The sequence below is a fragment of the [Zimmermannella] alba NBRC 15616 genome, assembly GCF_001570905.1.
Classification (GTDB): Bacteria; Actinomycetota; Actinomycetes; order Actinomycetales; family Microbacteriaceae; genus Pseudoclavibacter; species Pseudoclavibacter albus.
In genome coordinates, this window is sequence record NZ_BCSO01000017.1 from 1 (window position 1) to 24,822 (window position 24,822).

Genomic DNA, 24,822 nt, shown 5'->3' on the forward strand with positions numbered 1-24,822 from the left:
GGGCCGGAACGATCACATGATCGCTCCGGCCCGCCGTTCTTGTGGTTGTTACGCCTCGCTTGGGCGGCGGAAGGCGTTGAGGTCGACGACGTCCGAGTCGATTGCAGGCTTGGCGTCCGCATCCTTCTCGGCGTCCTCGGCTCCCGCTTCGGCGTCGTGCTCCTGTTCGGGGACCTTGGAAGCCGCGTTGTCTTTGTCCTCGAGGTCTTCGTCGTCGGCGAAGAGGCCGCTCGCGTCGACCGGGTCGTGCACGCTCGGCACCTCGGTCTTCGCTTCGGCGTTGGGAGCCTCGACAGCTTCTGCCTCCTCGACGCTGTTGGCGGTGTCCTCCGTGTCAGTCTCATCTGGCGTGGCGTCGCCCTGGACCTCGGCAGGATTCGTCATCCGGCCGGGCACCTCGTAGTAGTTGTAGAGCACGTCTTCCTCGGCCGGGCTGAGGTTCTGGTCAATCTCCGTGCTCGGCGCGCTCGTGATCGTCTCCTTCGAGTAAGGGACGATGAGGCGCTTGCCGTCGAGGACGGCCTCGTCGAGGGGAAGGAAGTATTCCTTGGTGCCAAACAGGCCCATCTTCACCGTGACCCAGTTCGGCTCCTGGCTCTGGTCGTCAATGTAGACCTGGCCAACCTTGCCCGCGCGCTCGTCGCCCGGACCGTACACCGCCGACTCAAACAGGCGCGTGAGGCGCTCTTCACGCAGGCGTGCCTCCGGGTCGTCCTCGGGGGCCGCTTCGTCAACAACGGGGGTCGGTGCGCTCGGGATGAGGTCGTCGTCGCTGACGTCCTGGCCGGTCTCGGCAGCTTCAGGGATGTCATCCGAGTCGTAGATCGTGCCGTCGTCGGCGCGTTCCCCAGGGATCTCGTTGGAGACATCGGTCGAGTCGGCGTTGTCGGTGCCCTCTGCCGCGGTGGCATCGTCTTCGATCACGATGGGCTCTGCCAGCTGGGCGGTGTCGTCAAGCTCAGCCTCGTGTGCAGCCGCCTGCTCGCCCGGGAGCGTGTTCGCCGCGGCGTCAACGTCGTGGACGTCGCGCTCGTCGTTCGACTCGTTCATGGTGTCCTCCAGGGGATCAGGACCCCGGTGTTGGGAGATGGTTCATCGAGCACTCTAGTGAGGGTTGTCTTGGGGAAACCCGGATGGGGTAAGCGGTGGACATGGGGGATGCGTCCGTGGTGGTGCTGCCGCGAGTGCAGTGCTCGCTAGGAGACGATAATGCCGATCGGCTCGGTGTCAGGATGCGGGGTCGCGTCGCGGCCACGAAGATCCGGGATGAAGCCCCACGTCACGAGGATGAGCAGGAGCGATGCAATCGCGAAACCGAGGCCCGTGAGATAGCCGCCCTGCGGGCCAATCGCGTCGATTGCGACGCCAGCGATGGCGCTCGAGGCGGCGCCGCCAACGAGCTGGCCCGTGCCCATCCATCCGTACGACTCAGCGGTCTGGCTGAAGCGCACCGAACTCGACACTGCGGCAAAACTGCCCGAGATGAGCGGTGCGCAACCGACGCCCGTGAGGATGAAGGCGACGGCAAGCCACCATGTTTCGTGCCAGAGGCAACACATGGCTGCGCCGATGATGAACGGTACGCAGCGCATGACGAGCGCGAAGGGCGTGACCGGCCGGTGGCCAAAGGCGAAGCCACCGACGATCGAGCCGACGGCGCTGAGGCCGATGATGATGCCGGTTTCGGCGCGGTCGTGGCCGAAGGTGGCGACGACGGCCGTCTCGATTCCCGCGAACACGCCCGTCATGAACAGGCCCAGGATCGTCATGATGAGCACGACCGGGTTCGCAAGCACCGCGCCGAGCGGGTACTTCGAGCGAGGGATACGCACGAGCCCGACCTCGGGGGCCGTCCAGAACCAGGCGCCACCGAGGAACATGATGATCGAGCACAGCAGCACGCCCCACATCGTGGAGCCGAGGAACGCGGTCGTCGTTGCCACGAGCGGGCCGATGACCCAAATGAGCTCCTGCAACGTCGCATCCACCGAGAAGAGCTTCGAGAGGAAGCTTGCGGGCACGACCTTCGGGTAAATCGTGCGCACGGCCGGGGTGATCGGCGGCATCGCGAGGCCGATGAGCGCCGCGAGAACTGCCGAGACCCAGAGGATGTCGGTGAAGAGCGCGAGCCCGGCCAGGCCTAGCGAACACGAAAGGATCGTGACGCCGACCACCAGACGCATGCCGAAGCGAGCCATGAGGCGGCTCGAGAGCGGGCCGGAGATCGCCTGGCCCACGCCCATTGCGGCCATGATGAGTCCCGCCGCCGAGTAGTTGCCGTAGCTCTGTTCGATATGCATGAGGATCGCAAGCGAGAGCATGCCGGCGGGGAAGCGTGCGCACAGCTGCGACGCGACCAGCCGTCCGACGCCTGGTTGGCGGAGCACCTCGAAATACGACTTCATCCGGCTCATCGTAGCTGTGGCAGGCGTTCGCAGGACGAGAACTTCGTTTGCCTCCAGACGGCCGTGGTCCAGGGGTGTGGAGAAGGTCAAAAAATCGAATGTCGGTGGTCTCCCCGACACTGTCGGCGTGGCGAAACAGGAAACCTCTGATGGCAGCGGAAGTTCACGCTTCCGTCGCCTTGCCGAGAGCGCTCACTTGTCCACAAGGGCTGAGCACAACTCGGTGGAGAAGCTGTGGAGAACACACCGTTTATGGGTGGAAACTCGTCATTTCTGTGGAGGAACATGTGGAAAATTACATGCTTGTAAGTCCGCATGTTGTGGTGCTACCTTCGATGAGCACAAGATGTTGTGGTTCATCCGCGGCGGCCTCACGGATCGCCTCTGCGCTCGAGATCCTGTTCGACATCGTCACATCGCCCGCCGGAATCCCTCGTCCCCCCTGCCTTGAGAGTTGGAGTTATCCCATGGCCATCGCCGTCTACAGCAAGCCGTCCTGCGTTCAGTGCACCGCCACCTACCGTGCGCTCGACAAGCAGGGCATCGAGTACGAGGTGTTCGACGTCTCGGTCGACGAGAAGGCGCTTGCTGCGGTGAAGGACCTCGGCTACATGCAGGCTCCTGTCGTCGTCACCGAAGACGACCACTGGTCGGGCTTCCGCCCCGACAAGATCAGCTCGCTCGCATCGCGCGTCGCATAGCGTTCGAAGGGCAGGATTCGCGTGGCGCGTCTCATCTACTTTTCGAGTGTGTCGGGCAACACACGACGCTTCATTGAGAAGCTCGGACGAGAAGCCCAGGCAATCCCGCTGTTCGCAAGGGACGACGAACTCCTTGCTGAAGAGCCCTACGTGCTCGTCGTCCCCACCTATGGCGGGGGCAACGGCCGTGGGGCTGTTCCCAAGCAGGTCATCCGCTTCCTCAACAACCCCTCGAACCGTGCCCTCATTCGGGGTGTGATCGCCGGGGGGAACACCAACTTCGGTGAGGCCTACGGCCTCGCCGGTGACATCATCGCGGCCAAGTGTCGCGTGCCCATGCTCTACCGATTTGAACTCTTCGGCACGCCCGAAGACGTTGACGCCGTGAACCAAGGATTGGACTCGTTTTGGCACAGCCAGCTGCAGACAGCGCCGCACCCGTAACCACGACGCAGGGCGCAAGCTCGGGCATGGACTACCACGCCCTCAACGCGATGCTCAACCTCTACGACGCAGAGGGCAAGATTCAGTTCGAGAAGGACCGCGAAGCCGCCCGCGAGTACTTCCTGCAGCACGTCAACCAGAACACGGTCTTCTTCCACGACCTCGAAGAGCGCATCGAATACCTGCTTGAGAACGACTACTACGAGCGCGAGGTCATTGAGCAGTACGACTTCGAGTTCATCCGCAACCTCCGCGACCGCGCCTTCAAGGCGAAGTTCCGCTTCCCGACCTTCCTCGGCGCCTTCAAGTTCTACACCTCGTACGCGCTCAAGACCTTCGACGGCAAGCGTTACCTCGAGCGTTTCGAAGACCGCGTCCTCATGGTCGCCCTCGGTCTTGCTCGCGGCGACGAGCAGCTCGCCACCGCACTCGTGGACGAGATGATCTCCGGCCGCTTCCAGCCGGCCACTCCCACCTTCCTCAACACCGGTAAGAAGCAGCGCGGCGAGCTCGTGTCCTGCTTCCTCCTGCGCATCGAAGACAACATGGAGTCGATCGGTCGCTCGATCAACTCGGCCCTGCAGCTCTCGAAGCGCGGCGGTGGCGTGGCGTTCTCGCTTACGAACATCCGTGAGTCGGGCGCCCCGATCAAGCAGATCCAGAACCAGTCCTCGGGCATCATCCCGGTCATGAAGCTCCTCGAGGACAGCTTCTCCTACGCCAACCAGCTCGGTGCACGTCAGGGCGCCGGTGCCGTCTACCTCTCGGCGCACCACCCCGACATCATGCGCTTCCTCGATACGAAGCGTGAGAACGCCGACGAGAAGATCCGCATCAAGACGCTCTCGCTCGGTGTCGTCGTCCCCGACATCACCTTCGAGCTCGCCAAGCGCGACGAAGACATGTACCTCTTCTCGCCCTACGACGTCGAGCGCGTGTACGGCGTGCCCTTTGGCGATATCTCGATCACCGAGAAGTACGAAGAGATGGTTGACGACGCACGCATCAAGAAGTCGAAGATCAACGCACGCCAGTTCTTCCAGACCCTCGCCGAGATCCAGTTCGAGTCCGGCTACCCGTACATCATGTTCGAGGACACGGTGAACCGGGCCAACCCGATCGAGGGCCGCATCAACATGTCGAACCTTTGCTCGGAGATCCTGCAGGTCAACACCCCGACCACCTACAACGCAGACCTCTCCTACGCCGAGACTGGTAAGGACATCTCCTGCAACCTCGGCTCGCTCAACATCGCGCAGACGATGGACTCGCCGAACTTCGGCCAGACCATCGAGACCGCCATTCGCGGCCTCACCGCAGTGAGCGACATGTCGAACATCTCCTCGGTCCCCTCGATCGCCAAGGGCAATAGCGAATCGCACGCGATCGGCCTCGGCCAGATGAACCTCCACGGCTACCTCGGCCGTGAGCGCATCTTCTACGGCTCCGAAGAAGCAATCGACTTCACGAACATCTACTTCTACACGGTGCTCTTCCACTGCATCCGCGCCTCCATGTCGATCGCGCGCGAGCGCGGCCAGCGCTTCGCGGGCTTCGAGAGGTCGAAGTACGCCACGGGCGAGTTCTTCGATAAGTACACCGAGCAGGAGTGGGCGCCCGCCACCGAGCGTGTGCGCGAACTCTTCGACGGCATCGAGATCCCCACGCAGGACGACTGGCGTGAGCTCAAGGCACAGGTCGCCGAGCACGGCATGTACAACCGCAACCTGCAGGCGGTCCCGCCGACGGGTTCGATCTCGTACATCAACCACTCGACCTCGTCGATCCACCCGATCGCCTCGAAGATCGAGATCCGCAAGGAAGGCAAGATCGGTCGCGTCTACTACCCGGCGCCGTACCTCACGAACGACAACCTCGAGTACTTCCAGGACGCCTACGAGATCGGCTACGAGAAGATCATCGACACCTACGCTGCCGCCACGCAGCACGTCGACCAGGGCCTCTCGCTGACGCTCTTCTTCAAGGACACCGCGACCACTCGCGACATCAACCGTGCGCAGATCTACGCATGGAAGAAGGGCATCAAAACGATCTACTACATCCGTCTTCGCCAGCTCGCGCTCGAGGGCACCGAGGTCGAGGGCTGCGTCTCCTGCATGCTCTAAGGCCGGTCACCTCGACTCGCTAACCTGACTGTCACGACCGCTCGGCGCTGCCGGGCACGCATCCAGCCGACCTCACCCGCCACATCCGAAAGGGTCTCGTCATGAACGCCGAACTCCAGCCCGAGCACGAGCCTGTCTCCGAGGAGCGCGCCCAGCAGGCCGTGCAGTCGAAGAAGGATCACCACCTCATCGACGCCGTCCAGGCCATCAACTGGAACCGCATCCAGGACGACAAGGACGTCGAGGTGTGGAACCGCCTCGTGAACAACTTCTGGCTGCCCGAGAAGGTGCCGCTGTCGAACGACGTCCAGTCGTGGAACACGCTCACCCCGGACGAGCAGACCCTCACGATGCGCGTGTTCACGGGCCTCACGCTCCTCGACACGATCCAGGGCACGGTCGGTGCAGTCTCGCTCATCCCGGACGCCATGACCCCGCACGAGGAAGCTGTCCTCACGAACATCGCGTTCATGGAGTCGGTGCACGCCAAGAGCTACTCGTCGATCTTCTCGACCCTCTCGAACACCCCGCAGATTGATGAGGCGTTCCGCTGGTCGACGGAGAACGAGAACCTCCAGCGCAAGGCGAAGATCATCATGGACTACTACCACGGTGACGAGCCGCTCAAGCGCAAGGTCGCGTCGACGCTGCTTGAGTCATTCCTGTTCTACTCGGGCTTCTACCTCCCGATGTACTGGTCGAGCCACGCAAAGCTCACCAACACGGCCGACCTCATCCGCCTCATCATCCGTGACGAGGCCGTGCACGGCTACTACATCGGCTACAAGTACCAGCGTGGTCTCGAGCAGCTCGACGAGGCGAAGCGTCAGGAGCTCAAGGACTACACCTTCGAGCTACTCTTCGAGCTCTACGAGAACGAGGTCCAGTACACGCACGACCTCTACGACCCTGTGGGCCTCTCGGAGGACGTCAAGAAGTTCCTCCACTACAACGCCAACAAGGCCCTCATGAACCTCGGCTACGAGGCCATGTTCCCGGCCTCGGTCACCGACGTGAACCCGGCGATTCTCTCGTCGCTCTCGCCGAACGCCGACGAGAACCACGACTTCTTCTCGGGCTCGGGCTCCTCCTACGTCATCGGCAAGGCCGTCAACACGGAAGACGAGGACTGGGACTTCTAACCCGCTCCACGCACATCGCAGGGCCCCGCTGAGTTCTCGCTCAGCGGGGCCCTGCGCTGTGTTGAGGTAGTCGAAATCTCGATTCACGGGCCTGCGGCCCGTACTCGATCCGGCGGTGCCGGGCGAAGCTTCGATGTATCGGGACCACCGGCTTCTGGTATCTGCCACCGTTTCGGACGTTTGCCACCGAAGAACCGGTGGCAAACGTCCGTTTCGATGGCAAACACCGTGTTCTGGGCGTCGTTCAGGCGTGGCGGTGATCTCGATATGCTGCTGCCCGGCTACTTGTTCAGCTCACTGGGTGGGGCGTCGCCGGTGCTGGGCGTTTCGTTGGACTGCGGCTTGGTGTGCGCTGCGGGCCGCTGACTCGGCTGCTGCGACGCTGACTGCGGGCCGCGGGGCTGCTGTGCGGCGGGGATCACGATGCCGTTCGGGCGAACTGCCTGCTGTGGCATCTGGCCGGGCATCGGTTGACGTGCAGCTTGCACCGGATTCGCGGCAGCGCGCGCCTTCGAGTTCCGCACTGCGCGGCGGATGATGAACCAGAGCGCGACGCCAAGCACCGCCAGCACCACGAGCAGCGGCAGCATGTAGCCGAGCGCCGCGAGGAAGTAGCCGATGTTGCGGACGAAGTCATTCCATCCCTCCGCGACACCGTCAAAGAACGACTGCGGGCCAGGCTCTTCCACCTCAGCATCCGGGCCAGACAAGCGCACCTTGAGCGTCGACATCGCGACGTCATCCTTGAGCGTCTGAAGCTGCGCCTTCAAACCATCAAGTTCCTCCTGACGGGTCGAAATCTCCTTCTCGACCGCGAGCATCTCGTCGACCGTCTTCGCCTGCTCCATCATCGTGCGCAGCGATGCAATCGACGACTCGAGCGTCTTCACACGAGCCTCAGTGTCCGCCACCTCGAGCGTGACGTCCTCCGCCTGGGTTTCGACGCTCGTCACCTGCCCAATGCCGCGGATCGACTCGAGCGTCGCGTCGTACTTGTCTGCGGGAACACGGATCGTGATCGACGAGTAGGAGCTCGAGCCACCGTCCTCACCAGCCGACTCATCCCGGGCCTGGACGTAACCGCCAGCCGACGTCGCAGCCGACTCCACCTGGGCGCGCGCCTCGTCGATGTGCTCGACCGTGATCGACACCGACCCCGTCGTCACCATCTGCCGGTCCAGAACGGTCGCGTTGCTGCCCGAGGTGCTCGAACCGCTCCCGGACGACGCGGAACCGCTGCCCGAGTTCGACGAACCCGCCACGGACGTGTCCTGCTGAGCGGACGGCTGATACGAAGCATCCCCGTGAGAAGTCATGCACGAGGAGAGCGTGAGCGTCGAGGCGCACGCGAGAAGCACAACAGCGGCAAGGCGCCGAAATCGAGGCGCTCGGGAAGAGGCAGTCATGCCACTATCGTCGGCCACCCACTGCACCACGAGCGCCCGCTGGGCCAAGTTGATACAGCTTCCTCAGGAAGCTCGGTGAAAAGTCGGCCTCAGGCAGCTTGACGCGCCAACTCGGGGGAGAGGAGCCTGGCACTGGCGGCTGATTCCCGGAACATTTCGCAGCGCCGCGGGCCGTCTCGCTGCAGAACGCCGCAGCAACGACATCACCTGCCCACCATACGACAGCGGCCCCGCACCAGGATGCAGGGCCGCTGAAACCGCCGAACGGGCGGGAAGCTGCGTGTTACTGCGCGCGCGAGCGCTGGGCCACGAGCGTGGTGCCAGCAACGGTGAGGATTGCGAAGCCAGCCGCGAGGATGCCCTCGCTCGGCGCCTTGGCACCTGCAACCGAGGCGCTCACCTCGTGCTCGGCGTCGCCGCCAGCAGCGTCGAGTTCAGCAGCCTGCACAGGAGCGACTGCGAGCGGCGAAAGCGCCACCGCAAGAGCACCACCCGCAACAAGAGCGGCCAACCGGGAAGCGAAACGCGGACGAACGTTGGACATGATCACTCCTTACGGGTCGAGAACCTTTGTTGATGTAACAACATCATAGCTCGGTAAACGAAATTCCACCAGCCTGTTACGTGCATTCACTGAAACCGCGTCAGAGTGAATAGTTCTGGGGGAAATCATGTACAAAGTGAAACTGTTGATGAGCCCGTGGGTCTTGTACACCTGCACAGGCGAGATCTGCGGTCGCGAACGAGGCTCACGTCAGCCTCCAGCATGAATGTGCCGGTCGCGGCGGCATCCGCCCGGAAATTGGCTACGATCAAGACTCCAGACACCCTGCAATCTCAATGGAGAGATCAATGCACCAGTTCAGCTGGCGTGCAATGGCGCACGCCGCGACAGGCCCCCGACGCTGGCTTGCGCTGCTCGCCTGCGCGCTCATCGCCCTCGTCTCGGGCGGCCTTCTCGCATCCCCACCCGCCAACGCAAGCCCCGCCCAGCACACGCAAAGCGTGCAAGGCCAAACCTTCACCGTCGCCACCGACACCACCTGGGCCCCCTTCGAGTTCGACAAGGGCGGCGAGCTTCGCGGCATCGACATGGACCTCATCCGTGCCATCGCGAAGGACCAGGGCTTCAACATCCAAATCCAGCCGATCGGCTTCGATGGCGCGCTCCAAGCCGTGCAAGCAAACCAGGCCGACATGGTCATCGCCGGTATGTCCATCACGGATGAGCGCAAGAAGACCTTCGACTTCTCGAACCCGTACTTCGACTCGGGTGTGCAGATGGCGGTCTCGTCCGCGAACCCCGAAGTAAAGACGTACAAGGACCTCAAGGGCAAGGTCGTCGCCGTGAAGTCGGGCACCGAGTCCTTCGACTTCGCGACCGAACTCTCGAAGCAGTACGGATTCGAGGTGCGTGGCTTCCAGGACACCGCGGACGTCTACAACGACCTCTCCACCGGCAACTCCGCCGCGATCTTCGACGACTACCCGATCATCGCCTACGCGAAGCAGACCGGGCAGGTTCAGGTCGACATCGTCACCCCGCAGGAGCGTGGATCCTCGTACGGCATCGCCGTCAACAAGGGCCAGAACGACGCACTCCTGGCTGCAATCAACGAGGGCCTCAAGAACGTCACCGCCTCCGGCGAGTACGACAAGATCCTCAAGGAATACCTCGGCGATCAGGCACCGGAAGCCGCGAAGATCGGCCACGGCTCGATCATGCTCGCGAACCAGCAGATCGTCGACAACGGCCCGGGCACGCTGCCCGAAAACCCGATGTTCCCGGTGGACACTCCGAAGGACAAGGGCACGTTCGTCATCGCCACCGACACGACGTTCGCGCCGTTCGAGTTCCAGCAGGATGGCAAGAACGTCGGCATCGACATGGACCTCCTGCAGGCGATCGCTGCGAACCAGGGCTTCGAAGTGGAAGTGAAGCCCCTCGGCTTCGATGCCGCGCTCCAGGCCGTGCAGTCCGGCCAAGCGGACGGCATCATCGCGGGGATGTCGATCACCGACGAACGCAAGAAGGTGTTCGACTTCTCCGACCCGTACTTCGAAGCCGGTGTCCAGATGGCAGTGAGCGCCAAGAACGAGGACATCACCGGGTACGAGGACCTCGCAGGCAAGGCTGTCGCCGTGAAGACCGGCACCGAAGGTGCGCGTTTTGCTGAATCGATCAAGGACCAGTACGGCTTCGAGATTCACCAGTTCGCCGACTCCGCCGACATGTACAACGACGTCACCGCGGGTGGCGCCGTCGCAGCCTTCGAGGACGCGCCCGTGCTGCAGTACGGCATCAAGGAGGGCCTCGAACTCAAGACCGTCACCGACCCGGAGAAGGGCGGCGAGCTCGGCTTCGCCGTGAACAAGGGCGAGAACGCGGAACTCCTCAAGATGTTCAACGACGGCCTCGCGGCGGCGAAGGACACGGGCGTCTACGACCTCATCCTCGACCGATACCTCAAGGCGGAAGACAAGACCGACAACAGCTTCTTCGGCCTCGTCGCGGCGGCCATGCCGATGCTCCTGCAGGGCCTGCTCTACACGCTCATTGCGACCGCACTCTCGCTCGTGTTCGGCATGCTGCTCGGTATCTTCTTCGGCTTCTTGAAGATCTCGAAGAGCCGCATCCTGCGCATCCTCGCGACGATCTACGTCGACATCTTCCGCGGCACACCGGTGCTCGTGCAGGCGTTCTTCTTCTACTTCGGTCTGCCCGCGGTCACCGGCGTGCAGTTCGATGCGCTCACCGCGGGTGTGCTCACGCTGAGCCTCAACTCGGGTGCGTACATCACCGAAACGGTGCGCTCCGGCATCCAGTCGGTGGATCCGGGCCAGATGGAAGCATCCCGTTCGCTCGGCCTTGGCTGGGGCAAGTCGATGCAGAAGGTGGTGCTCCCGCAGGCCTTCAAGATTATGACGCCGTCCCTCATCAACCAGTTCATCATCACGCTCAAGGACACGTCCCTCCTCTCGGTGCTCGGCCTCGCCGAACTCACCTACCAGGGCCGCGTCATCATCGCGTCGACGTTCCGTTCCTTTGAGATCTGGATCCTCGTCGCCGCTGTCTACTTCGTGGTGATCTGGCTGCTCACCGCGCTCTCCAACTACGCAGATCGGAAGCTCAACAAGTGAACGAGAACGAGAACGTGACGACCGGCGCAACGAGCGCCGAAGCTGCCCCGGCAGAGCACCGCACGCCCTTCACCGAGCGCATTGAGCTGCCGAACGGTGGCAAGCGCATCCAGGTGCAGGAGCTGCACAAGTACTTCGGCAAGAACGAAGTACTCAAGGGCATCGACCTCGAAGTTGGCAACGGCGAAGTGATCGCCGTCATCGGGCCCTCAGGTTCGGGAAAGTCGACCCTGCTTCGTTGCCTCAACCGCCTCGAAGACCCCACGAGCGGACGCGTGCTCGTGGACGGCGTGGACATCACCGCGAAGGACACTGACCTCGACAAGATCCGCCAGCGGATCGGGATGGTGTTCCAACACTTCAACCTCTTCCCGCACAAGACGGTGCTCGAGAACGTCATGCTCGCGCCCGTCGAACTCAAGAAGATGACGACGGCTGCTGCGCGCGAGCGCGGGCTGGAGTTGCTTCGCCGAGTTGGGATGGAAGAGAAGGCGGATGCGCGTCCCGCACAGCTCTCGGGTGGTCAGAAGCAGCGCGTGGCGATCGCCCGTGCGCTCGCGATGGACCCCGAGGTCATGCTCTTCGATGAGGCGACCTCCGCGCTCGACCCGGAGATGGTCGGTGAAGTGCTGCAGGTTATCCGTGACCTCGCGGCAGCCGGCATGACGATGGTCCTCGTCACGCACGAGATGGGCTTCGCGCGCGAGGTTGGCGACCGCGTCGTCTTCATGGCGGACGGGGTTGTGGTTGAAGAGGGCAAGCCTGGTGATCTCTTCGACAACCCGCAGCATCAGCGCACGAAGGACTTCCTCTCGAGGGTGCTCTAGGAGACTGCGTCAAAAATGCACGCTGTGGGGCCTATCCCGTCATATACGAGGGGATAGGCCCCACAGCGTGCAAATGTGCTTGCGCCGGTGCTCTCGATACACCGCCTTCGGCGGCACTCGAACACCTCGGCTCCTTAGCCGAGCGGGACCTCGAAGCAGAAAGCTTCGCCGGGGGCGAGGCGGTCGTAGGGCGGGAACGGTGCAGTCTCGCGGTAGCCAACAGCGCGGTACAGCGCGATCGCGTCCTGCTGCTTCGGGCCGGTGTCGAGAATAAGGCGCGAAGCGCCAAGATCTCGGGCTGCCGACTCTAGGTGTGTAAGCAGGCGCTTCGAGTGCCCGCGGCGGCGGTGCTCCGGCAGCACGGTCACCCGGCGAAGCTCGAGCGTCCCCGCCTCAGGACGACGGAAGAGTGCGCCGTGGCCGACCGCTTCGCCACTCTCACCATCGAGGGCGAGCGCCACAAAGACGGCATCCGCGGGATCGGTGTGGAACACCTCATCGAGGAGCTTCGCCAGCTCCGGACCCGGGGGAGGGCCGTCGCTGTAGCGCTCGGCCATTTCGGCATCAAAGGCATCCCGGATGCGGGCGGCCCGCTCGTCATCCCACTCGATTGCGGCAAAGGTCGTCGTGTAGCTCACTCCGAGAGCGTAACCGGCACAACAGAGGGCGGGCGAACCATGCAGTGGTTCGCCCGCCCTCCGTGCGACTGCGCAGCCCAGTCGCGCTTACTTTGCGGCGGTTGCTCCCGCAGCAATTGGCGCATCTGCCGTCGCGTCGGCTGCAGCAGGCGCGTCCGCCTGGCTATCACCGAGGCCATCGAAGGCATCCGGTGCGTCGTAGACGGCCTCATCGAGCGTGCCGTCGCGCTTGGCAACGATGGTCGGCACAAGCGCCTGACCGGCGACGTTGAGCGCGGTGCGGAACATGTCCACGATCGGGTCGACGGCGAGGAGGAGACCCACGCCTTCAAGCGGGAGGCCAAGCGTCGAGAGCATGAGCGTGAGCATGACCGTCGCACCCGTCACACCTGCCGTCGCGGCAGATCCGAGCACCGAGACGATGACCATGAGGAGGTAGTGGTACGGCTCAAGCTGCACGCCGTAGAAGTTCGCGACGAAGATCGAGGCGACAGCCGGGTAGATCGCGGCGCAACCGTCCATCTTGGTCGTCGCGCCCAGCGGCACCGCGAAGGAGGCGTACGCCTTCGGAACACCGAGGTTCTCGATCGTGACGGCGCGAGTCACTGGCATCGTGCCGAGCGAGGCGCGCGAGACGAAGCCGAGGATCACAGCGGGCCACACACCCGTCAGGTAGCGGCGCACCGAGAGCCCGTGCACCTTCACGAGCACCGGATAGACGACGAAACCGACGATGAAGATGCCGATGAGCAGCGCGATGACGAAGGTGCCCAGGCTCCCGAGCGCATTCCAGCCGTAGCTTGCGACTGCGTAGCCGATGAGGCCCGCGGTACCGATCGGGGCGAGGCGGATGACCCACCAGAGCACCTTCTGTACGACCTCAAGGAGCGAGTCCGTGAGCGTGAGGAAAGGCTTCGCCTTCTCGCCGACCTTGAGCGCGGCAATACCGACGGCGATCGAGATGACGAGCACTTGGAGTGCGTCGAAGCTCAGGGCAGGCTTCTCGCCGCGCATCGAGACGGTGAGGCCGAGGAAGTTCGCCGGGATGAGGCCCTTCAAGAAGTCGAACCAGCCGCCGCTCGTGGTCGGTGCCTTCGCTTCGCCGACGGCAACGCCAGTGCCGGCACCAGGCTGCAGGAGGAGACCGACGCCGATGCCGATGACCACGGCAATGAGCGAAGTGATCGCGAACCACAGGAGCGTGCGCCAGGCGAGCGAGGCCGCGTTCGTTACACCGCGCAGCTGCGCGATCGAGGAGACGACCGCGAGGAAGATGATCGGCGGCACGAGCGCCTTGAGGAGCGTCACGAAGGCCGAGCCGACGGTCTGCAGGGTGATGGTGAGCCAGTTGTCGCTGTGGTCGGCGTCAGCCCCCGGCACGGGGCCGATGGCGAGCGCCACAAAACCGAGCGCGATACCGACGACGAGACCGAGGATGATCTGGACGCTGAAGGGGACGTTGAAGCCGCGGCGGGAGCCGCGCATAGCGGGCTCCGGAGCGGTCGTGGACGCAGGGGCTGAAGAAGTCACGCAAGAACGTTACGCCCGCAACCAACCGAAGCCAAGATTTATTACGGCGCATGAAGTTGTGCATCTCGGATGCCTGAGCCGAGGCTGCGTACGCGGGGCGATCTACTCCGCGAGCGCCTGGCGGATGCGCTTGAGTGACACTGTCTCGGCTGTGCCGAGGTTCTGCGCAAAGAGCGAGACACGAAACTCTTCGAGGAGCCACCGGGCATGGCGGATGCTTGCCGGTGCCTCGGGCTCCAGAGGGAGCGTCCCGCCCGCGGCCTCGTACAGGCCGATCGCCTGCTGGATCTGCTGGAGCCCCGCTCGTTCCGGCCCCGCGTCCGAGCGCAGCTTCTCGAGCCGGGCCGTGAGGGCGCGGAGGTAGCGCGGGTAGTGGCGCAGGCGCTCAAGCCCCGCATCCCGCACGAATCCGGGCCGGATGAGCTGCTCAATCTGCGAGCGCGCATCGGTGAGGGAGGGAAGCACCGAGATGTGATTCGCCCCCTTGAGCGCAGCCTCCGCCTCGCGCCAGGCCTTCATTGTCGTAGCGAGCAGCTGCGCCTGCGTGAAGAGCTCGTCGACGACGCGCGCGTTCAAAGCATCCTGGATCCGCTCGAACTCAGTACGCGTGAGTACAAGACCCGTGGCCTCCCGCGCGAGCGTGTCCTCGGCGATCGCGAGCACGAGGTCATCGAGGAGCGCTTGCACGCTCGAGTAGGGGCTTGCTGCGAGGAGCAGCTTTTCTGGCGCAGTGAGATGCGACTGGACGTAGCTGACCGGGGTCGGGATGGACGCTGCGAGGAGGCGCCGCACCGCCTTCGGGTGTTCGCGGGCCTGGTCCTCCGCGGTTGTGACGACCGTGAGATCGACCTTGCCGCCCTTCGCCAGTTTCAGCGTCGGATAAGCGCGGATGACGCCGCCCTTACGCTTGAGATCCACGACGTGCGGGATCTCGTCGAGCGGCCAGGCTGTGAGGCCGTGCTGCTCGAGCTCTGCGGGGGCGGTGATCGCGGCATCCTGAGGACCGCCCGCGTGGACCGCCGCGGGGCCGGGCTTCGCGCCCTTCGCCCGGGCATTCGTCGCACGAACAAGCGAGGCCTCGGCCGCCTTCTTGAGCCGCTGCTGCAGTTCCGGCAGTTCCTTACCGGCGCCGAGTTCACGGCCCGAGTCATCGAGTACGCGGAAGCGAACCCGAAGGTGGGCGGGGACCTTCGCCCAGTCGAACTCGCTCGTGTCAAAGCGGATGCCGCCCGCACGCTCGAGCACGTACCGGAGTGTGTCATCAAACGCGCCGGGAAGATCCGCGCTGCGGTGGGCGTGCACTTCGCCGAGCGCGACCGTGCCGCGTCCGCCTCCCAAGTCCACGGGTGTCTCAAGCACCTTTCGCGCCCAGTCCGCCGCCGGCACGAAGTTCCGGCGGATCGCCTTCGGGAGCGACTTCAAGAGCGCCGTCACAAGTTCCGCGCGAAGCCCCGGCACCTGCCAGTCAAAACCGACGGGGTCGAGTCGGGCAAGGAGCGGCAGCGGCACCTGCACGGTCACGCCGTCATCGTCCGCGCCCGGGTCGAAGCGGTAGCGCAGCTTCAGACGCTGGTCGCCCTGCCGCCACTCGAGCGGGTACTGATCGGCGTCTTCTGCAACTGCGTCGTCGTCCTCGACGAGGTCGCTCTTGCGCATCGTGAGGAGCTCCGACGTGTGCTGCTTCGCCTCACGCCACCATTTGTCAAAGCTCGCCTGCGAGACGATGTGCGCTGGGAGGCGCTCGTCGTAGAACGCGAACACCTGGTCTTCATCGTCGCCGATGACGTCGCGTCGACGCGTGCGCTCCTCGAGTCGGGCAAGCTCCTTCCGCAGCTGCGTGTTCGCGCGATCGAACTGGTGACGGGCCGTCCACTCGCCGCCGACGAGGGCATGCCGGATGAAGAGATCCCGAGCCCACGACTGGTCGTAGCGAGCAAGCTGCACGCGGCGATCCCGGACGATCGGGACACCGTAGAGCGTCACCTGTTCGAGGGCGACCGCCTGCCCCATCTTGAGTTCCCAGTGCGGATCTGAGTGGCGGCGCTTTGCGAGCGGACCCGCGAGCTCTTCCGCCCACGCGGGGTCGATGACGGCGACGGTGCGGGCAAAGAGACGGCTCGTTTCGACGAGCTCCGCGGCCATGACGGCATCCGCGTTCGACTTCGCGAGGCCCGAGCCGGGGAACACGAGGAAGCGCGTATTGCGGGCACCCTGATAGTCACGGCGGACGGCATCCCGCAGCCCAATGTGCGAGAGGAGCCCGGCAAGGAGCGAACGGTGGATGGCATCCGCGCGAGCCCCCGGCTCATCGTCTCCAGCAGGTCGTTCGACCTTGAGTCCGAGCGGCTTCGCAAGCTGTCGCAGCTGACGGAACACGTCCTGCCATTCGCGGAACCGCAAGAAGTTCAAGAACTCATCGCGGCACAGGCGCCGAAACGCGCTCGAGGAGAGCTCCTTCGACTTCGCCTCGAGGTAGTTCCACAGATTGATGAGCGTGAGGAAGTCGCTCGTCGGGTCAGTGAAGCGGGCGTGGAGACCATCCGCCTTCTGCCGCTCGGCGAGCGGGCGCTCGCGGATGTCCTGCACCGTAAGCCCAGCAACGATGATGAGCACATCGCGGGCGACGTCGTGTCGCTTCGACTCGATGACCATGCGCCCGTAGCGCGGGTCAATGGGGAGTCGGGCAAGGTCGCGACCGACGCGCGTGAGGCTGAGCTGCTGGCCGGGCTCCTGTTGCTCGCCGCGGCGTCCGCCCTTCCTGCGCGGGCCCTGCGCGGCGTGCGCGAGGGCGCCGAGCTCCTTGAGGAGATCGAGGCCGTCCTTGACGCCGCGCGGGTCGGGCGGCTGCAAGAACGGGAACGACTCGAGCCCACCAAGTCCAAGCTCGAGGGCTTGCAGGATAACGCTCGCAAGGTTCGTGCGAAGAATCTCGGGGTCGGTGAACTCCGACCGCGACTCGAAATCGCGCTCCGAGTAGAGACGGATCGCGATACCGGGCCGCGTACGACCGGAACGGCCCGAGCGCTGATTTGCGGAGGCCTGCGAGACCGCCTCGATCGGCAGGCGCTGCACCTTCGCCTTCGTCGAGTACCGCGAGATGCGGGCCGTGCCCGCGTCGATCACATACGCGATACCGGGGACCGTAAGACTTGTCTCGGCCACGTTCGTGGCGAGCACGACGCGGCGGCGGATGCCGGGCGTCCGGGACCGTTCGAACACGCGATGCTGGTCTGCTGCCGAGAGGCGGCCGAAGAGGGGGAGCACTTCGGTCAGTTCGCCCCCGCGCTGACGGGCAAGGTGCCCGCGGATGGCATCCTCGGCATCCCGAATCTCCTGCTCACCGGGCAAGAATACGAGCACATCGCCCGGCTCCTCGCGGGCAAGCTCGTCAAGCGCATCCGTGATGCCTTCGAAGAGATCGCGCTCGGGTGTGCGCTTTGGGGCATCGTCGTCAATGTCGTCCCCACCGTCGACCTCGTCGGCAACGAGCGGTCGGTAGCGGATTTCAACGGGGAAGGTGCGGCCCGACACCTCAATAATCGGCGCGGGTTCGAGTTCGCCGCCCGGGGTGCGGGGGAGCGCGAAATGCTTCACGAAGGATTCCGGGTCAATCGTCGCCGAGGTGATGATGACCTTGAGATCGGGGCGCTTCGGGAGGATGCGCTTGAGGTACCCGAGGAGGAAGTCGATGTTGAGGCTTCGCTCGTGCGCCTCGTCGATGATGATCGTGTCGTAGGCCTTGAGGAGCCGGTCGCGATGGATCTCGTTGAGGAGGATGCCATCGGTCATGAGCTTGATGCGGGTTTCGGCGCTCACCTGGTCGGTGAAGCGCACCTGATAGCCGACGAGACCACCAAGCTCCGAGCCGAGCTCCTCCGCGATGCGCTCCGCGATCGTGCGGGCCGCAATACGGCGCGGCTGCGTGTGGCCGATCATCGTGCGGCCAAGCTCAAGACAAATCTTCGGCAGCTGCGTCGTCTTTCCCGAACCGGTTTCACCCGCGACGATGACGACCTGATGCTCGCGGATTGCGTCCGCGATTTCCTCGCGCAGCTGCGAGACAGGAAGCTCCGGCGGATAGCTGATGATCGGGCGTGGCGCGGTGGCCTCGTCCGATTGCGGCGCGGGGAACTTCGTCATGGAGCCTCCATCCTAGGAGTCTCACCGGCGGGGCCTGGTAGAACGGGCGTATGACGAAGATCCCCGACATGATGCTGCATGACGGCAACACCATCCCCCAGCTGGGCGTTGGCGTGTTCAAGGTCGCTCCGGAAGAGACCGAACGCGTGGTGACGGATGCCCTGGAAATCGGCTATCGCCACATCGACACCGCCCGCATCTACGGCAATGAGGAGGGCGTTGGTAAAGCCATCAAGCACTCCGGTATCGCCCGCGACGAGCTGTTTGTGACGACGAAGCTCTGGAACGACGACCACGGTGCCGCAACGACGCGCCCGGCCCTCGAGAAGAGCCTTGAACGTCTCGGCCTCGACCACGTTGACCTCTACCTCATCCACTGGCCGGCACCCGAGCAGGGCCTCGCCATCCCGACGTGGGAAGAAATGATCGAGCTGCGTGAGGCTGGTCTTGCCACCTCGATCGGTGTCTGCAACTTCCTGCCCGAGCACCTCGAGCCGCTGCTGGGCGCAACCGACGAGGCCCCGGTCGTCGACCAGATCGAGCAGCACCCGTACCTACAGCAGCCGGAGCTGCGTCGCCTCCTTGAGCGCAACGAGATTCGCACCGAGGCGTGGGCGCCGATCGGTCAGGCGAACGAGGCTCTCCTTGCTGAACGTGCCATCGTGGATGCGGCCAACGCGCACGGCAAGACGCCGGCACAGACGATCCTCCGCTGGCACATCCAGCGCGGCACGGTCATCTTCCCGAAATCGACGCACAAGGAGCGTCTCCAGGAGAACTTCGAGCTCTTCGGCTTCGAGCTCACGAACGAGGAGATGGACGCCATCACCGCGCTCGACAAGGGTGAAGAGGGCCGCCTCTTCACGCACCCGCGCGACCTTAACTAGTTGCGCCCTCTCTCTGTGACGGTTCACGCAGGCGAGCGAGCGTTGCAGCGGAAACGGGCGTGGGGCACCGGCTCTCCGGTGGCCACGCCCGTGTTGTCGGTAACGCGGAAGGCCGGCACACCGCTTGTGCGAGAACGCGCGTCGGAGGCGACGAATTTCGTGCATTCAGGGTTTGCACGGTATTCATGTCCTCGTCGCGTCTGATCAATGCCCTCGGAGTTGGCTGGGAGAGCTCGTATGAGCGTCCCCACTCTCATCCCCACAACTCCGAGGAGTTTCTGTGCCATTCGCCACCCACGCCCGCAAGCTCATGCTGGCGGGACTTGCAACACTTGCGACAGTCGTCGGAATCGCCGCCCCACCCAGCGTTGAGACCGAAGCCGTCCAGGCCGCTGAAATCGCACCCGTCCCGAGCTGCGACGCCCCCGCCTCGCGATTCTCGATGGCCGTGCTGCCGGACACGCAGTTCTACTCGCGTTACGCAGCACCTGAAACTGGTGACCAGTACACGAACCGCTACGGATCGCAGCCGTTTGCCGCGCAGACGCAGTGGATCGTCGACAATGCCGCCACCTACGACACCCGCTTCACGATGCACCTCGGTGACGTTGTCGACCAGGTCAACCACCCCGAGCAGTGGCAGGTTGCGAGCGACGCCATGGAGAAACTGGAGGATGCGGGGCAACCGTACTCAATCCTCGCTGGTAACCACGACGTTGACGGTTCCTCCACCCCCTACGACACCTACACGTCGTACTTCAGTAAGAACCGCGCGGAGCAGAACTCGACCTTCCTTGAGCGCGACCCGCAGACCGGCGGCCACGAGGCACACCTGCTCAACGTCGACGGTCAGGACTTCCTCATTCTCAGTCTCTCGTGGGACGCCAACCAGGCTGGGCTCGACTGGGCTGAGGGCATCCTCAAGCGTTACCCGGGTGTCCCCACCATCCTCAACTCCCACCAGCTCATCAACGTCGCCGATGACGCGATCACGCCGATCCCAACCGACTTTGGTGAGCGCGTCTGGAACCAGCTCATCGCCCCGTACGATCAGGTCTTCCTCACCTTCAACGGCCACCACCACGGTGCGACGGAGTGGACCCGCACGAACAACGCCGGCAACCCCGTGCACCAGGTCCTCATGGACTACCAGATGGCGTACGCCGGTGGTAACGGGTACATGGGTCTCGTCGAGTTCGACCTCACGAACGGCGTCATCTCGCAGACCTCGTTCTCACCGTGGGTGATGGAGAAGCCGGCCGAGGTGCTCGTGCCGGAAGACCAGGCCGTCCTTGACGGCGCGGGCCAGTCGTTCTCGATTCCCTTCGACTTCAAGAGCCGCTTCCCGAACCTTGTGACGGGTGCTGCCCAAGATGCCTGCGCAACCGGCCAGCTCCGCGACTACATTGCGCAGAACTACCAGGCCCCGGCACCGCGTGAACACACGTCTGCGACCGGCCCCGAGGACTACGTCAAGGTTGACGGCACGGTCGCCCACTGGATCATGCCGACCGACCAGGCTGACGGCACCGTCGCCCCGGTGGGTGCCACCGTCGAGGACATCGCGGGTGGCAACACCTTCACCCGTCAGCCGATCAACGAGGACGGCATCGTCGGCGCTGCCGAGGATGACGTCACGTGGACCACGAGTCACCACCCGCTTTCGGCCAACTTCGGCGGCGTGTGCTTCGACGACGCCAACAAGAACATCAACACGGCGAGCTACTTCGAGACCGCCGCTGGCGCACCCATCAACGATGACACGTTCCCGAACGGCTACACGCTCGAAACCTTCGTGAAGATCAGCCCCGAGTTCACCGTCGAGAACAACGCGTGGATGGCATGGCTGAGCCGCGACGGCAAGCGTGGTGAACTCCCCGGGTACATGGGCGGCGACGCCGACGAACCGCCGATGGCCTTCGCCTTCTCGACGCTCAAGGAAGTGCAGTACTCCTTCGCTGACACACAGAACCCGCCGCGCGACCCCTCTGCGTGGTCTGGCGAGATCGTGAACACGGACCAGTGGATGCACCTCGCGGTCGTGAACGACCCGGCAACGAAGGAAACCGTCATGTATGTCGACGGTGTGCCGGTGCTCCGCAACTCGACCGACACGATTGGCCTCGCCGCGATCAACGAACTCCCGTGGGTGATGGGTGCAGGCTCCTACGCGGGCGCACGCCAGTCAGGCTTCATCGGCTGCATCGGTGAAACCCGCATCGTTGACCACCCGATTGACCAGGAGCAGTGGCTCACCGCGCGTGCCCCGGTTGTCGCGCCCCCGAGCCCAACTGACACCGCATCGCCAGTTCCGGTCGAACCCACCTCGCCGATGCCTTCGGCAACGCCGGGCACTGACTCGAGTGCAGCTCCGGCCGATGAAGTAGTTGAGGCAGCGGACGGTGACCTTGCCGGAACCGGTCAAGCACTCGGTACCTTCGGGCTCATTGTCTCCATCGTGTCGGCCATCGCCGTGGTGTTCGGTTTGATGCTCCTGCGCCGCCGACAGCTGCGAAACGACGCAGAATAGTCGCAGAGGCGATAGCGCCGCAGGTGTAAAACGGGGTGTGCCCCATGCTGTTGAGGCATGGGGCACACCCCGTGACACGTGCTGACAGCCACCACGGCGTTCTGCTCTCAAGATCAGAGATGCTCGTGTTTTCTCGAGGCGCCGAGGTCAACGGCGACGGCTGGTGGCTATTTCCAGGTAGGAAGCCACTGCGTGAGACGCCAGTAGCTGTCCGGGATCTGGATGCCGGTCCAGATCGGGTAGAAGAGCGCCGAGACGAGCGTGACGACGCCGATACCGATGAACAGGACGGCGAGGCTCGCGGTGCGGAGCGAACGCGGATCGTCCTTCGTGCCCACAATCGTTCGCACGACTTCGACGATCGCGAGCACCATGAACCCGAGCATGACGATCGCGTAGAAGTGGAACACCGCCTGGCGTTCGAGCACGGCAAGCCAGGGTAGGTAGCCCGCGCCGTAGCCGACGAGGATCATGCCGGCGCGCCAGCTCGGGCGGCGGAACTGCAGCACGAGCAGCACAAGAATCGCGGCCGTCCCGATCCACCAGATGAGCGGGTTTGAGATCGAGTTGATGGCCTCGACGCAGAGCTCTTCCGTGCAGCCCGAGCCGTCACCGGCCTTGAAGTAGTCGTACGAGAACGCGGTCGGGCGGGCAAGGAACGGCCAGCCGAGCGGCGAGGACTGGTACGGGTGCGTCGCGTCGAGCGTGGTGTGGAACTTGTAGGCCTCCACCTGGTAGTGCCAGAGGCTTTGCAGGGGGAGCGGCACCCACGAGAGCAAGCCCTCCCATGCCTTGCCGGGCTGCTCGGCCCAGGTGCGGTAGTAGCCGCCGGTCGTGGTGAGCCACGGAATCCAGGTGGCCAGGTAGATGGCTGCGGCGAGCGGGATCGTGAGGATGAACGAGATGGGGCCCTGCATGAGGATGCCGGCGCTCGCCCAGAGGGTGACGCCCTGGCGGCGGCGCTCGAGCAGGTCAATCACGAGCGAGTAGACGCAGAAGGCAGCAAGGAAGTAGAGGCCTGACCACTTCACGGCGCTGGCGCACGCGAACGCGGCCGCTGCGGCCATGAGCCAGGGGCGGTTCCACAGGCGCGGGCCCCAGTTTGGGCCGCGCCGTGCTTCGGCAGGGGCCTCCATTGTGGAGGACACAGGGGCTGGCGTCGGCTCACCGTTGAGCGGCGCATCCTGTGCGAGCCACCATGTCCTAACCCCCGCCGCAATCTTTGCCCGCTGGTCGTCGCGGTCATAGAGCATGAACAGGAACCCGAGCAGCACGAACATGACGAGGATGCCGTCGAGGATCGTGATGCGGCTGAGCACGATCGCGTGACCGTCGATCGCGATGAGGAACGCAGCGAAGGCCGCCCACGGTACCGAGCGGAACATCCGCTTGGCGATGAACCACACGAGCGCGACCGTCGCGAGGCCCGCGAGTGCGACCGTGATGCGCCAGCCGAAGGCGTTGTCGGCGCCAACGATGAGCATGCCGAGGCCGATGAGGAGCTTGCCGAGCGGGGGGTGGACGACGTAGGAGGCTTCGCTCGAGTACGTGTTCGGGTCGCCCTTCGCCCAGGCGTCGTTTGCGCCTTCCGGCCAGCTGCCCTCATAGCCGAGGTGCACGAGCGACCAGGAGTCCTTCACGTAGAAGGTCTCGTCGAAGACGAGCTTCATTGGGTGGTCGATGGCGAGAAATCGTGTCAGCACGGCGACGAGCATGACGAGACCGAAGAGGACCCATTCGACCCAGCGCGCGGCCGCGGGCGTTGCCGTGAAGGCTGCCCACTTCTCGTCGAACCAGCTGCCGGTGGCGCGGACGGTGTCGTTGAGACGTGCCGTGAGGAGCGTCGTCTCGCGCTCCTCTGCGGGGCGAGGCTCGGCGGCGGTGGTGTCGTCGGCAGCGGTCTCGGGCTCCGGCTCGAGCGGGGTCTCGGCGGAGCGCTCCTCGTGCGCATCGCGGAACTCAGGCTCGAGGGCGTCGGGATCAAGCGTCGGATTCGTCTCGGTCACGCACGCCATGCTAGGCGGCCGAGGCATCCAGACCCGGCGTTCCACGGCTGAATCGTGGGATCATCGGCACATGATCATCCTCGCGGGTACCCCGATCGGCAATCTCGGCGACGCCTCGTCGCGACTGATCGACACGCTTCGGGGTGCAGACCTTGTCGCCTGCGAAGACACGCGAACGACCGCCCACCTGCTCAAGCTTCTTGGCGTTCAGGAGCGGCCGAAGCTCATTGCCCTTCACGAACACAATGAGGATGCGCTCGCGGAGGAGCTCGTCGAGCGTGCCCGCGAGCTGGACATCGTCGTCGTGACGGATGCCGGGATGCCGGGAATCTCGGACCCCGGATACCCGATCGTGGCGAAAGCCGCCGAGCGCGATGTGACGGTCACCTCGGTGCCGGGGCCGACCGCCGTAATTACCGCACTCGCGCTCTCGGGTCTTCCCACCGACCGCTTCTGTTTTGACGGGTTCGTGCCGCGCAAGGCAGGGGAGCGGCAGCGCTTCCTCGACCGCCTGGGTGCCGAAGAGCGCACCGCGATCATGTACGAGTCGCCGCACCGTCTTGCTGACACGATTGAGCAGATGGCGGCGCTCTGGGGTGACACGCGCCGCATCGCCGTCTGCCGCGAGCTCACGAAGCTGCACGAAGAGATCCGACGCGGAACCCCCGCATCCCTTCTCGAATGGGCACGTGCTGGCGTGCGCGGTGAGATCGTCATCGTCGTCGAAGGTCGGGGTGCAGAAGCGATGTCGCCAGAAGCTGCGCTCGCCCGCGTCGAAGAGCTCGTCGAGAGCGGCACGCGCCTCAAGGATGCGGCTGCTGAAGTCGCCGAGGTGACCGGTCTCTCCAAGCGTGAGCTGTACGAAGCAGCCCTCCGGAACCGCGATCGCTAGCGCGTTC

General features: G+C 64.5%; 17 protein-coding genes. 9 read left to right on the top strand and 8 right to left on the bottom strand.

Going from position 1 to position 24,822, the window contains the following annotated elements; genetic code table 11:
- Window positions 1-48 precede the first annotated feature (48 nt).
- On the bottom strand, window positions 49-1,050 hold the full coding sequence (locus ZAL01S_RS09205; protein ID WP_066082487.1) for a PRC-barrel domain-containing protein: 1,002 nt from the start codon (window positions 1,048-1,050) through the stop codon (window positions 49-51).
- A 146-nt stretch (window positions 1,051-1,196) separates the two neighbouring features.
- Window positions 1,197-2,405 carry an MFS transporter gene (locus ZAL01S_RS09210; protein ID WP_066082489.1) on the bottom strand — a complete coding sequence of 403 codons (1,209 nt, stop codon included), beginning with the start codon at window positions 2,403-2,405 and terminating at the stop codon, window positions 1,197-1,199.
- A 467-nt stretch (window positions 2,406-2,872) separates the two neighbouring features.
- On the opposite strand from ZAL01S_RS09210, the gene nrdH reads away from it, so the two are divergent.
- The 4 genes from nrdH to nrdF all read left to right on the top strand — a co-directional run bounded on the left by nrdH (window position 2,873) and on the right by nrdF (window position 6,818).
- Window positions 2,873-3,106 carry a glutaredoxin-like protein NrdH gene (gene nrdH / locus ZAL01S_RS09215; protein ID WP_066082491.1) on the top strand — a complete coding sequence of 78 codons (234 nt, stop codon included), beginning with the start codon at window positions 2,873-2,875 and terminating at the stop codon, window positions 3,104-3,106.
- Between the two features lie 21 nt (window positions 3,107-3,127).
- Window positions 3,128-3,550: a class Ib ribonucleoside-diphosphate reductase assembly flavoprotein NrdI gene (gene nrdI, locus ZAL01S_RS09220; RefSeq protein ID WP_083523241.1), complete on the top strand. Its 423-nt coding sequence runs from the start codon at window positions 3,128-3,130 to the stop codon at window positions 3,548-3,550.
- 26 nt (window positions 3,551-3,576) lie between these two features.
- Complete coding sequence (gene nrdE, locus ZAL01S_RS09225) at window positions 3,577-5,676, top strand: class 1b ribonucleoside-diphosphate reductase subunit alpha (RefSeq protein ID WP_066082495.1); 2,100 nt, start codon at window positions 3,577-3,579, stop codon at window positions 5,674-5,676.
- A gap of 101 nt (window positions 5,677-5,777) precedes the next feature.
- On the top strand, window positions 5,778-6,818 hold the full coding sequence (gene nrdF, locus ZAL01S_RS09230) for a class 1b ribonucleoside-diphosphate reductase subunit beta (RefSeq protein ID WP_083523242.1): 1,041 nt from the start codon (window positions 5,778-5,780) through the stop codon (window positions 6,816-6,818).
- A 281-nt stretch (window positions 6,819-7,099) separates the two neighbouring features.
- Here the strand turns inward: nrdF and ZAL01S_RS09235 are convergent, their stop codons facing one another.
- Both ZAL01S_RS09235 and ZAL01S_RS09240 read right to left on the bottom strand, forming a co-directional pair.
- Entirely contained in the window at window positions 7,100-8,224 is a 1,125-nt protein-coding gene (locus tag ZAL01S_RS09235) for a DUF4349 domain-containing protein (RefSeq protein WP_083523243.1), read from the bottom strand.
- A gap of 283 nt (window positions 8,225-8,507) precedes the next feature.
- Window positions 8,508-8,768: a hypothetical protein gene (locus ZAL01S_RS09240; protein WP_066082499.1), complete on the bottom strand. Its 261-nt coding sequence runs from the start codon at window positions 8,766-8,768 to the stop codon at window positions 8,508-8,510.
- A 308-nt stretch (window positions 8,769-9,076) separates the two neighbouring features.
- Between ZAL01S_RS09240 and ZAL01S_RS09245 the strand changes: the two genes are divergently transcribed.
- Both ZAL01S_RS09245 and ZAL01S_RS09250 read left to right on the top strand, forming a co-directional pair.
- Window positions 9,077-11,365 carry an ABC transporter substrate-binding protein/permease gene (locus tag ZAL01S_RS09245; protein WP_244875383.1) on the top strand — a complete coding sequence of 763 codons (2,289 nt, stop codon included), beginning with the start codon at window positions 9,077-9,079 and terminating at the stop codon, window positions 11,363-11,365.
- An 86-nt stretch (window positions 11,366-11,451) separates the two neighbouring features.
- Window positions 11,452-12,192, top strand: coding sequence for an amino acid ABC transporter ATP-binding protein (locus ZAL01S_RS09250; RefSeq protein WP_066082523.1), 741 nt, complete (start codon window positions 11,452-11,454; stop codon window positions 12,190-12,192).
- Window positions 12,193-12,326: 134 nt separating this feature from the next.
- Here ZAL01S_RS09250 and ZAL01S_RS09255 read toward each other — a convergent pair whose 3' ends face one another.
- The 3 genes from ZAL01S_RS09255 to hrpA form a co-directional block, all read right to left on the bottom strand.
- Window positions 12,327-12,830: a GNAT family N-acetyltransferase gene (locus ZAL01S_RS09255; protein ID WP_066082501.1), complete on the bottom strand. Its 504-nt coding sequence runs from the start codon at window positions 12,828-12,830 to the stop codon at window positions 12,327-12,329.
- An 87-nt stretch (window positions 12,831-12,917) separates the two neighbouring features.
- Entirely contained in the window at window positions 12,918-14,315 is a 1,398-nt protein-coding gene (locus ZAL01S_RS09260; protein WP_066082503.1) for a dicarboxylate/amino acid:cation symporter, read from the bottom strand.
- Between the two features lie 147 nt (window positions 14,316-14,462).
- Window positions 14,463-18,500, bottom strand: a complete 4,038-nt coding sequence (hrpA, locus tag ZAL01S_RS09265) for an ATP-dependent RNA helicase HrpA (protein WP_066082505.1) — start codon at window positions 18,498-18,500, stop codon at window positions 14,463-14,465.
- Window positions 18,501-18,550: 50 nt separating this feature from the next.
- Between hrpA and ZAL01S_RS09270 the strand changes: the two genes are divergently transcribed.
- Together ZAL01S_RS09270 and ZAL01S_RS09275 are read left to right on the top strand one after the other, a co-directional pair.
- A complete protein-coding gene (locus ZAL01S_RS09270) occupies window positions 18,551-19,387 on the top strand; it encodes an aldo/keto reductase (protein ID WP_066082507.1) in 837 nt (278 codons plus the stop codon).
- 280 nt (window positions 19,388-19,667) lie between these two features.
- Window positions 19,668-21,917: a LamG-like jellyroll fold domain-containing protein gene (locus tag ZAL01S_RS09275; RefSeq protein ID WP_066082509.1), complete on the top strand. Its 2,250-nt coding sequence runs from the start codon at window positions 19,668-19,670 to the stop codon at window positions 21,915-21,917.
- Window positions 21,918-22,084: 167 nt separating this feature from the next.
- On the opposite strand, the gene ZAL01S_RS09280 is transcribed toward ZAL01S_RS09275, so the two are convergent.
- Window positions 22,085-23,923, bottom strand: a complete 1,839-nt coding sequence (locus tag ZAL01S_RS09280; protein WP_159421671.1) for a dolichyl-phosphate-mannose--protein mannosyltransferase — start codon at window positions 23,921-23,923, stop codon at window positions 22,085-22,087.
- A 70-nt stretch (window positions 23,924-23,993) separates the two neighbouring features.
- On the opposite strand from ZAL01S_RS09280, the gene rsmI reads away from it, so the two are divergent.
- Complete coding sequence (gene rsmI / locus ZAL01S_RS09285) at window positions 23,994-24,815, top strand: 16S rRNA (cytidine(1402)-2'-O)-methyltransferase (protein WP_066082513.1); 822 nt, start codon at window positions 23,994-23,996, stop codon at window positions 24,813-24,815.
- The last annotated feature ends 7 nt before the right edge of the window (window positions 24,816-24,822 follow it).

Excerpts from the sequence above, each read along its gene's own strand:
- ZAL01S_RS09205 (WP_066082487.1), bottom strand. The coding sequence starts at position 1,050 with ATGAACGAGTCGAACGACGAGCGCGACGTCCACGACGTTGACGCCGCG.
- ZAL01S_RS09210 (WP_066082489.1), bottom strand. The coding sequence starts at position 2,405 with ATGAAGTCGTATTTCGAGGTGCTCCGCCAACCAGGCGTCGGACGGCTG.
- nrdH (WP_066082491.1), top strand. The coding sequence starts at position 2,873 with ATGGCCATCGCCGTCTACAGCAAGCCGTCCTGCGTTCAGTGCACCGCC.
- nrdE (WP_066082495.1), top strand. The coding sequence starts at position 3,577 with ATGGACTACCACGCCCTCAACGCGATGCTCAACCTCTACGACGCAGAG.
- nrdF (WP_083523242.1), top strand. The coding sequence starts at position 5,778 with ATGAACGCCGAACTCCAGCCCGAGCACGAGCCTGTCTCCGAGGAGCGC.
- ZAL01S_RS09235 (WP_083523243.1), bottom strand. The coding sequence starts at position 8,224 with ATGACTGCCTCTTCCCGAGCGCCTCGATTTCGGCGCCTTGCCGCTGTT.
- ZAL01S_RS09240 (WP_066082499.1), bottom strand. The coding sequence starts at position 8,768 with ATGTCCAACGTTCGTCCGCGTTTCGCTTCCCGGTTGGCCGCTCTTGTT.
- ZAL01S_RS09245 (WP_244875383.1), top strand. The coding sequence starts at position 9,077 with ATGCACCAGTTCAGCTGGCGTGCAATGGCGCACGCCGCGACAGGCCCC.
- ZAL01S_RS09260 (WP_066082503.1), bottom strand. The coding sequence starts at position 14,315 with ATGCGCGGCTCCCGCCGCGGCTTCAACGTCCCCTTCAGCGTCCAGATC.
- hrpA (WP_066082505.1), bottom strand. The coding sequence starts at position 18,500 with ATGACGAAGTTCCCCGCGCCGCAATCGGACGAGGCCACCGCGCCACGC.
- ZAL01S_RS09270 (WP_066082507.1), top strand. The coding sequence starts at position 18,551 with ATGACGAAGATCCCCGACATGATGCTGCATGACGGCAACACCATCCCC.
- rsmI (WP_066082513.1), top strand. The coding sequence starts at position 23,994 with ATGATCATCCTCGCGGGTACCCCGATCGGCAATCTCGGCGACGCCTCG.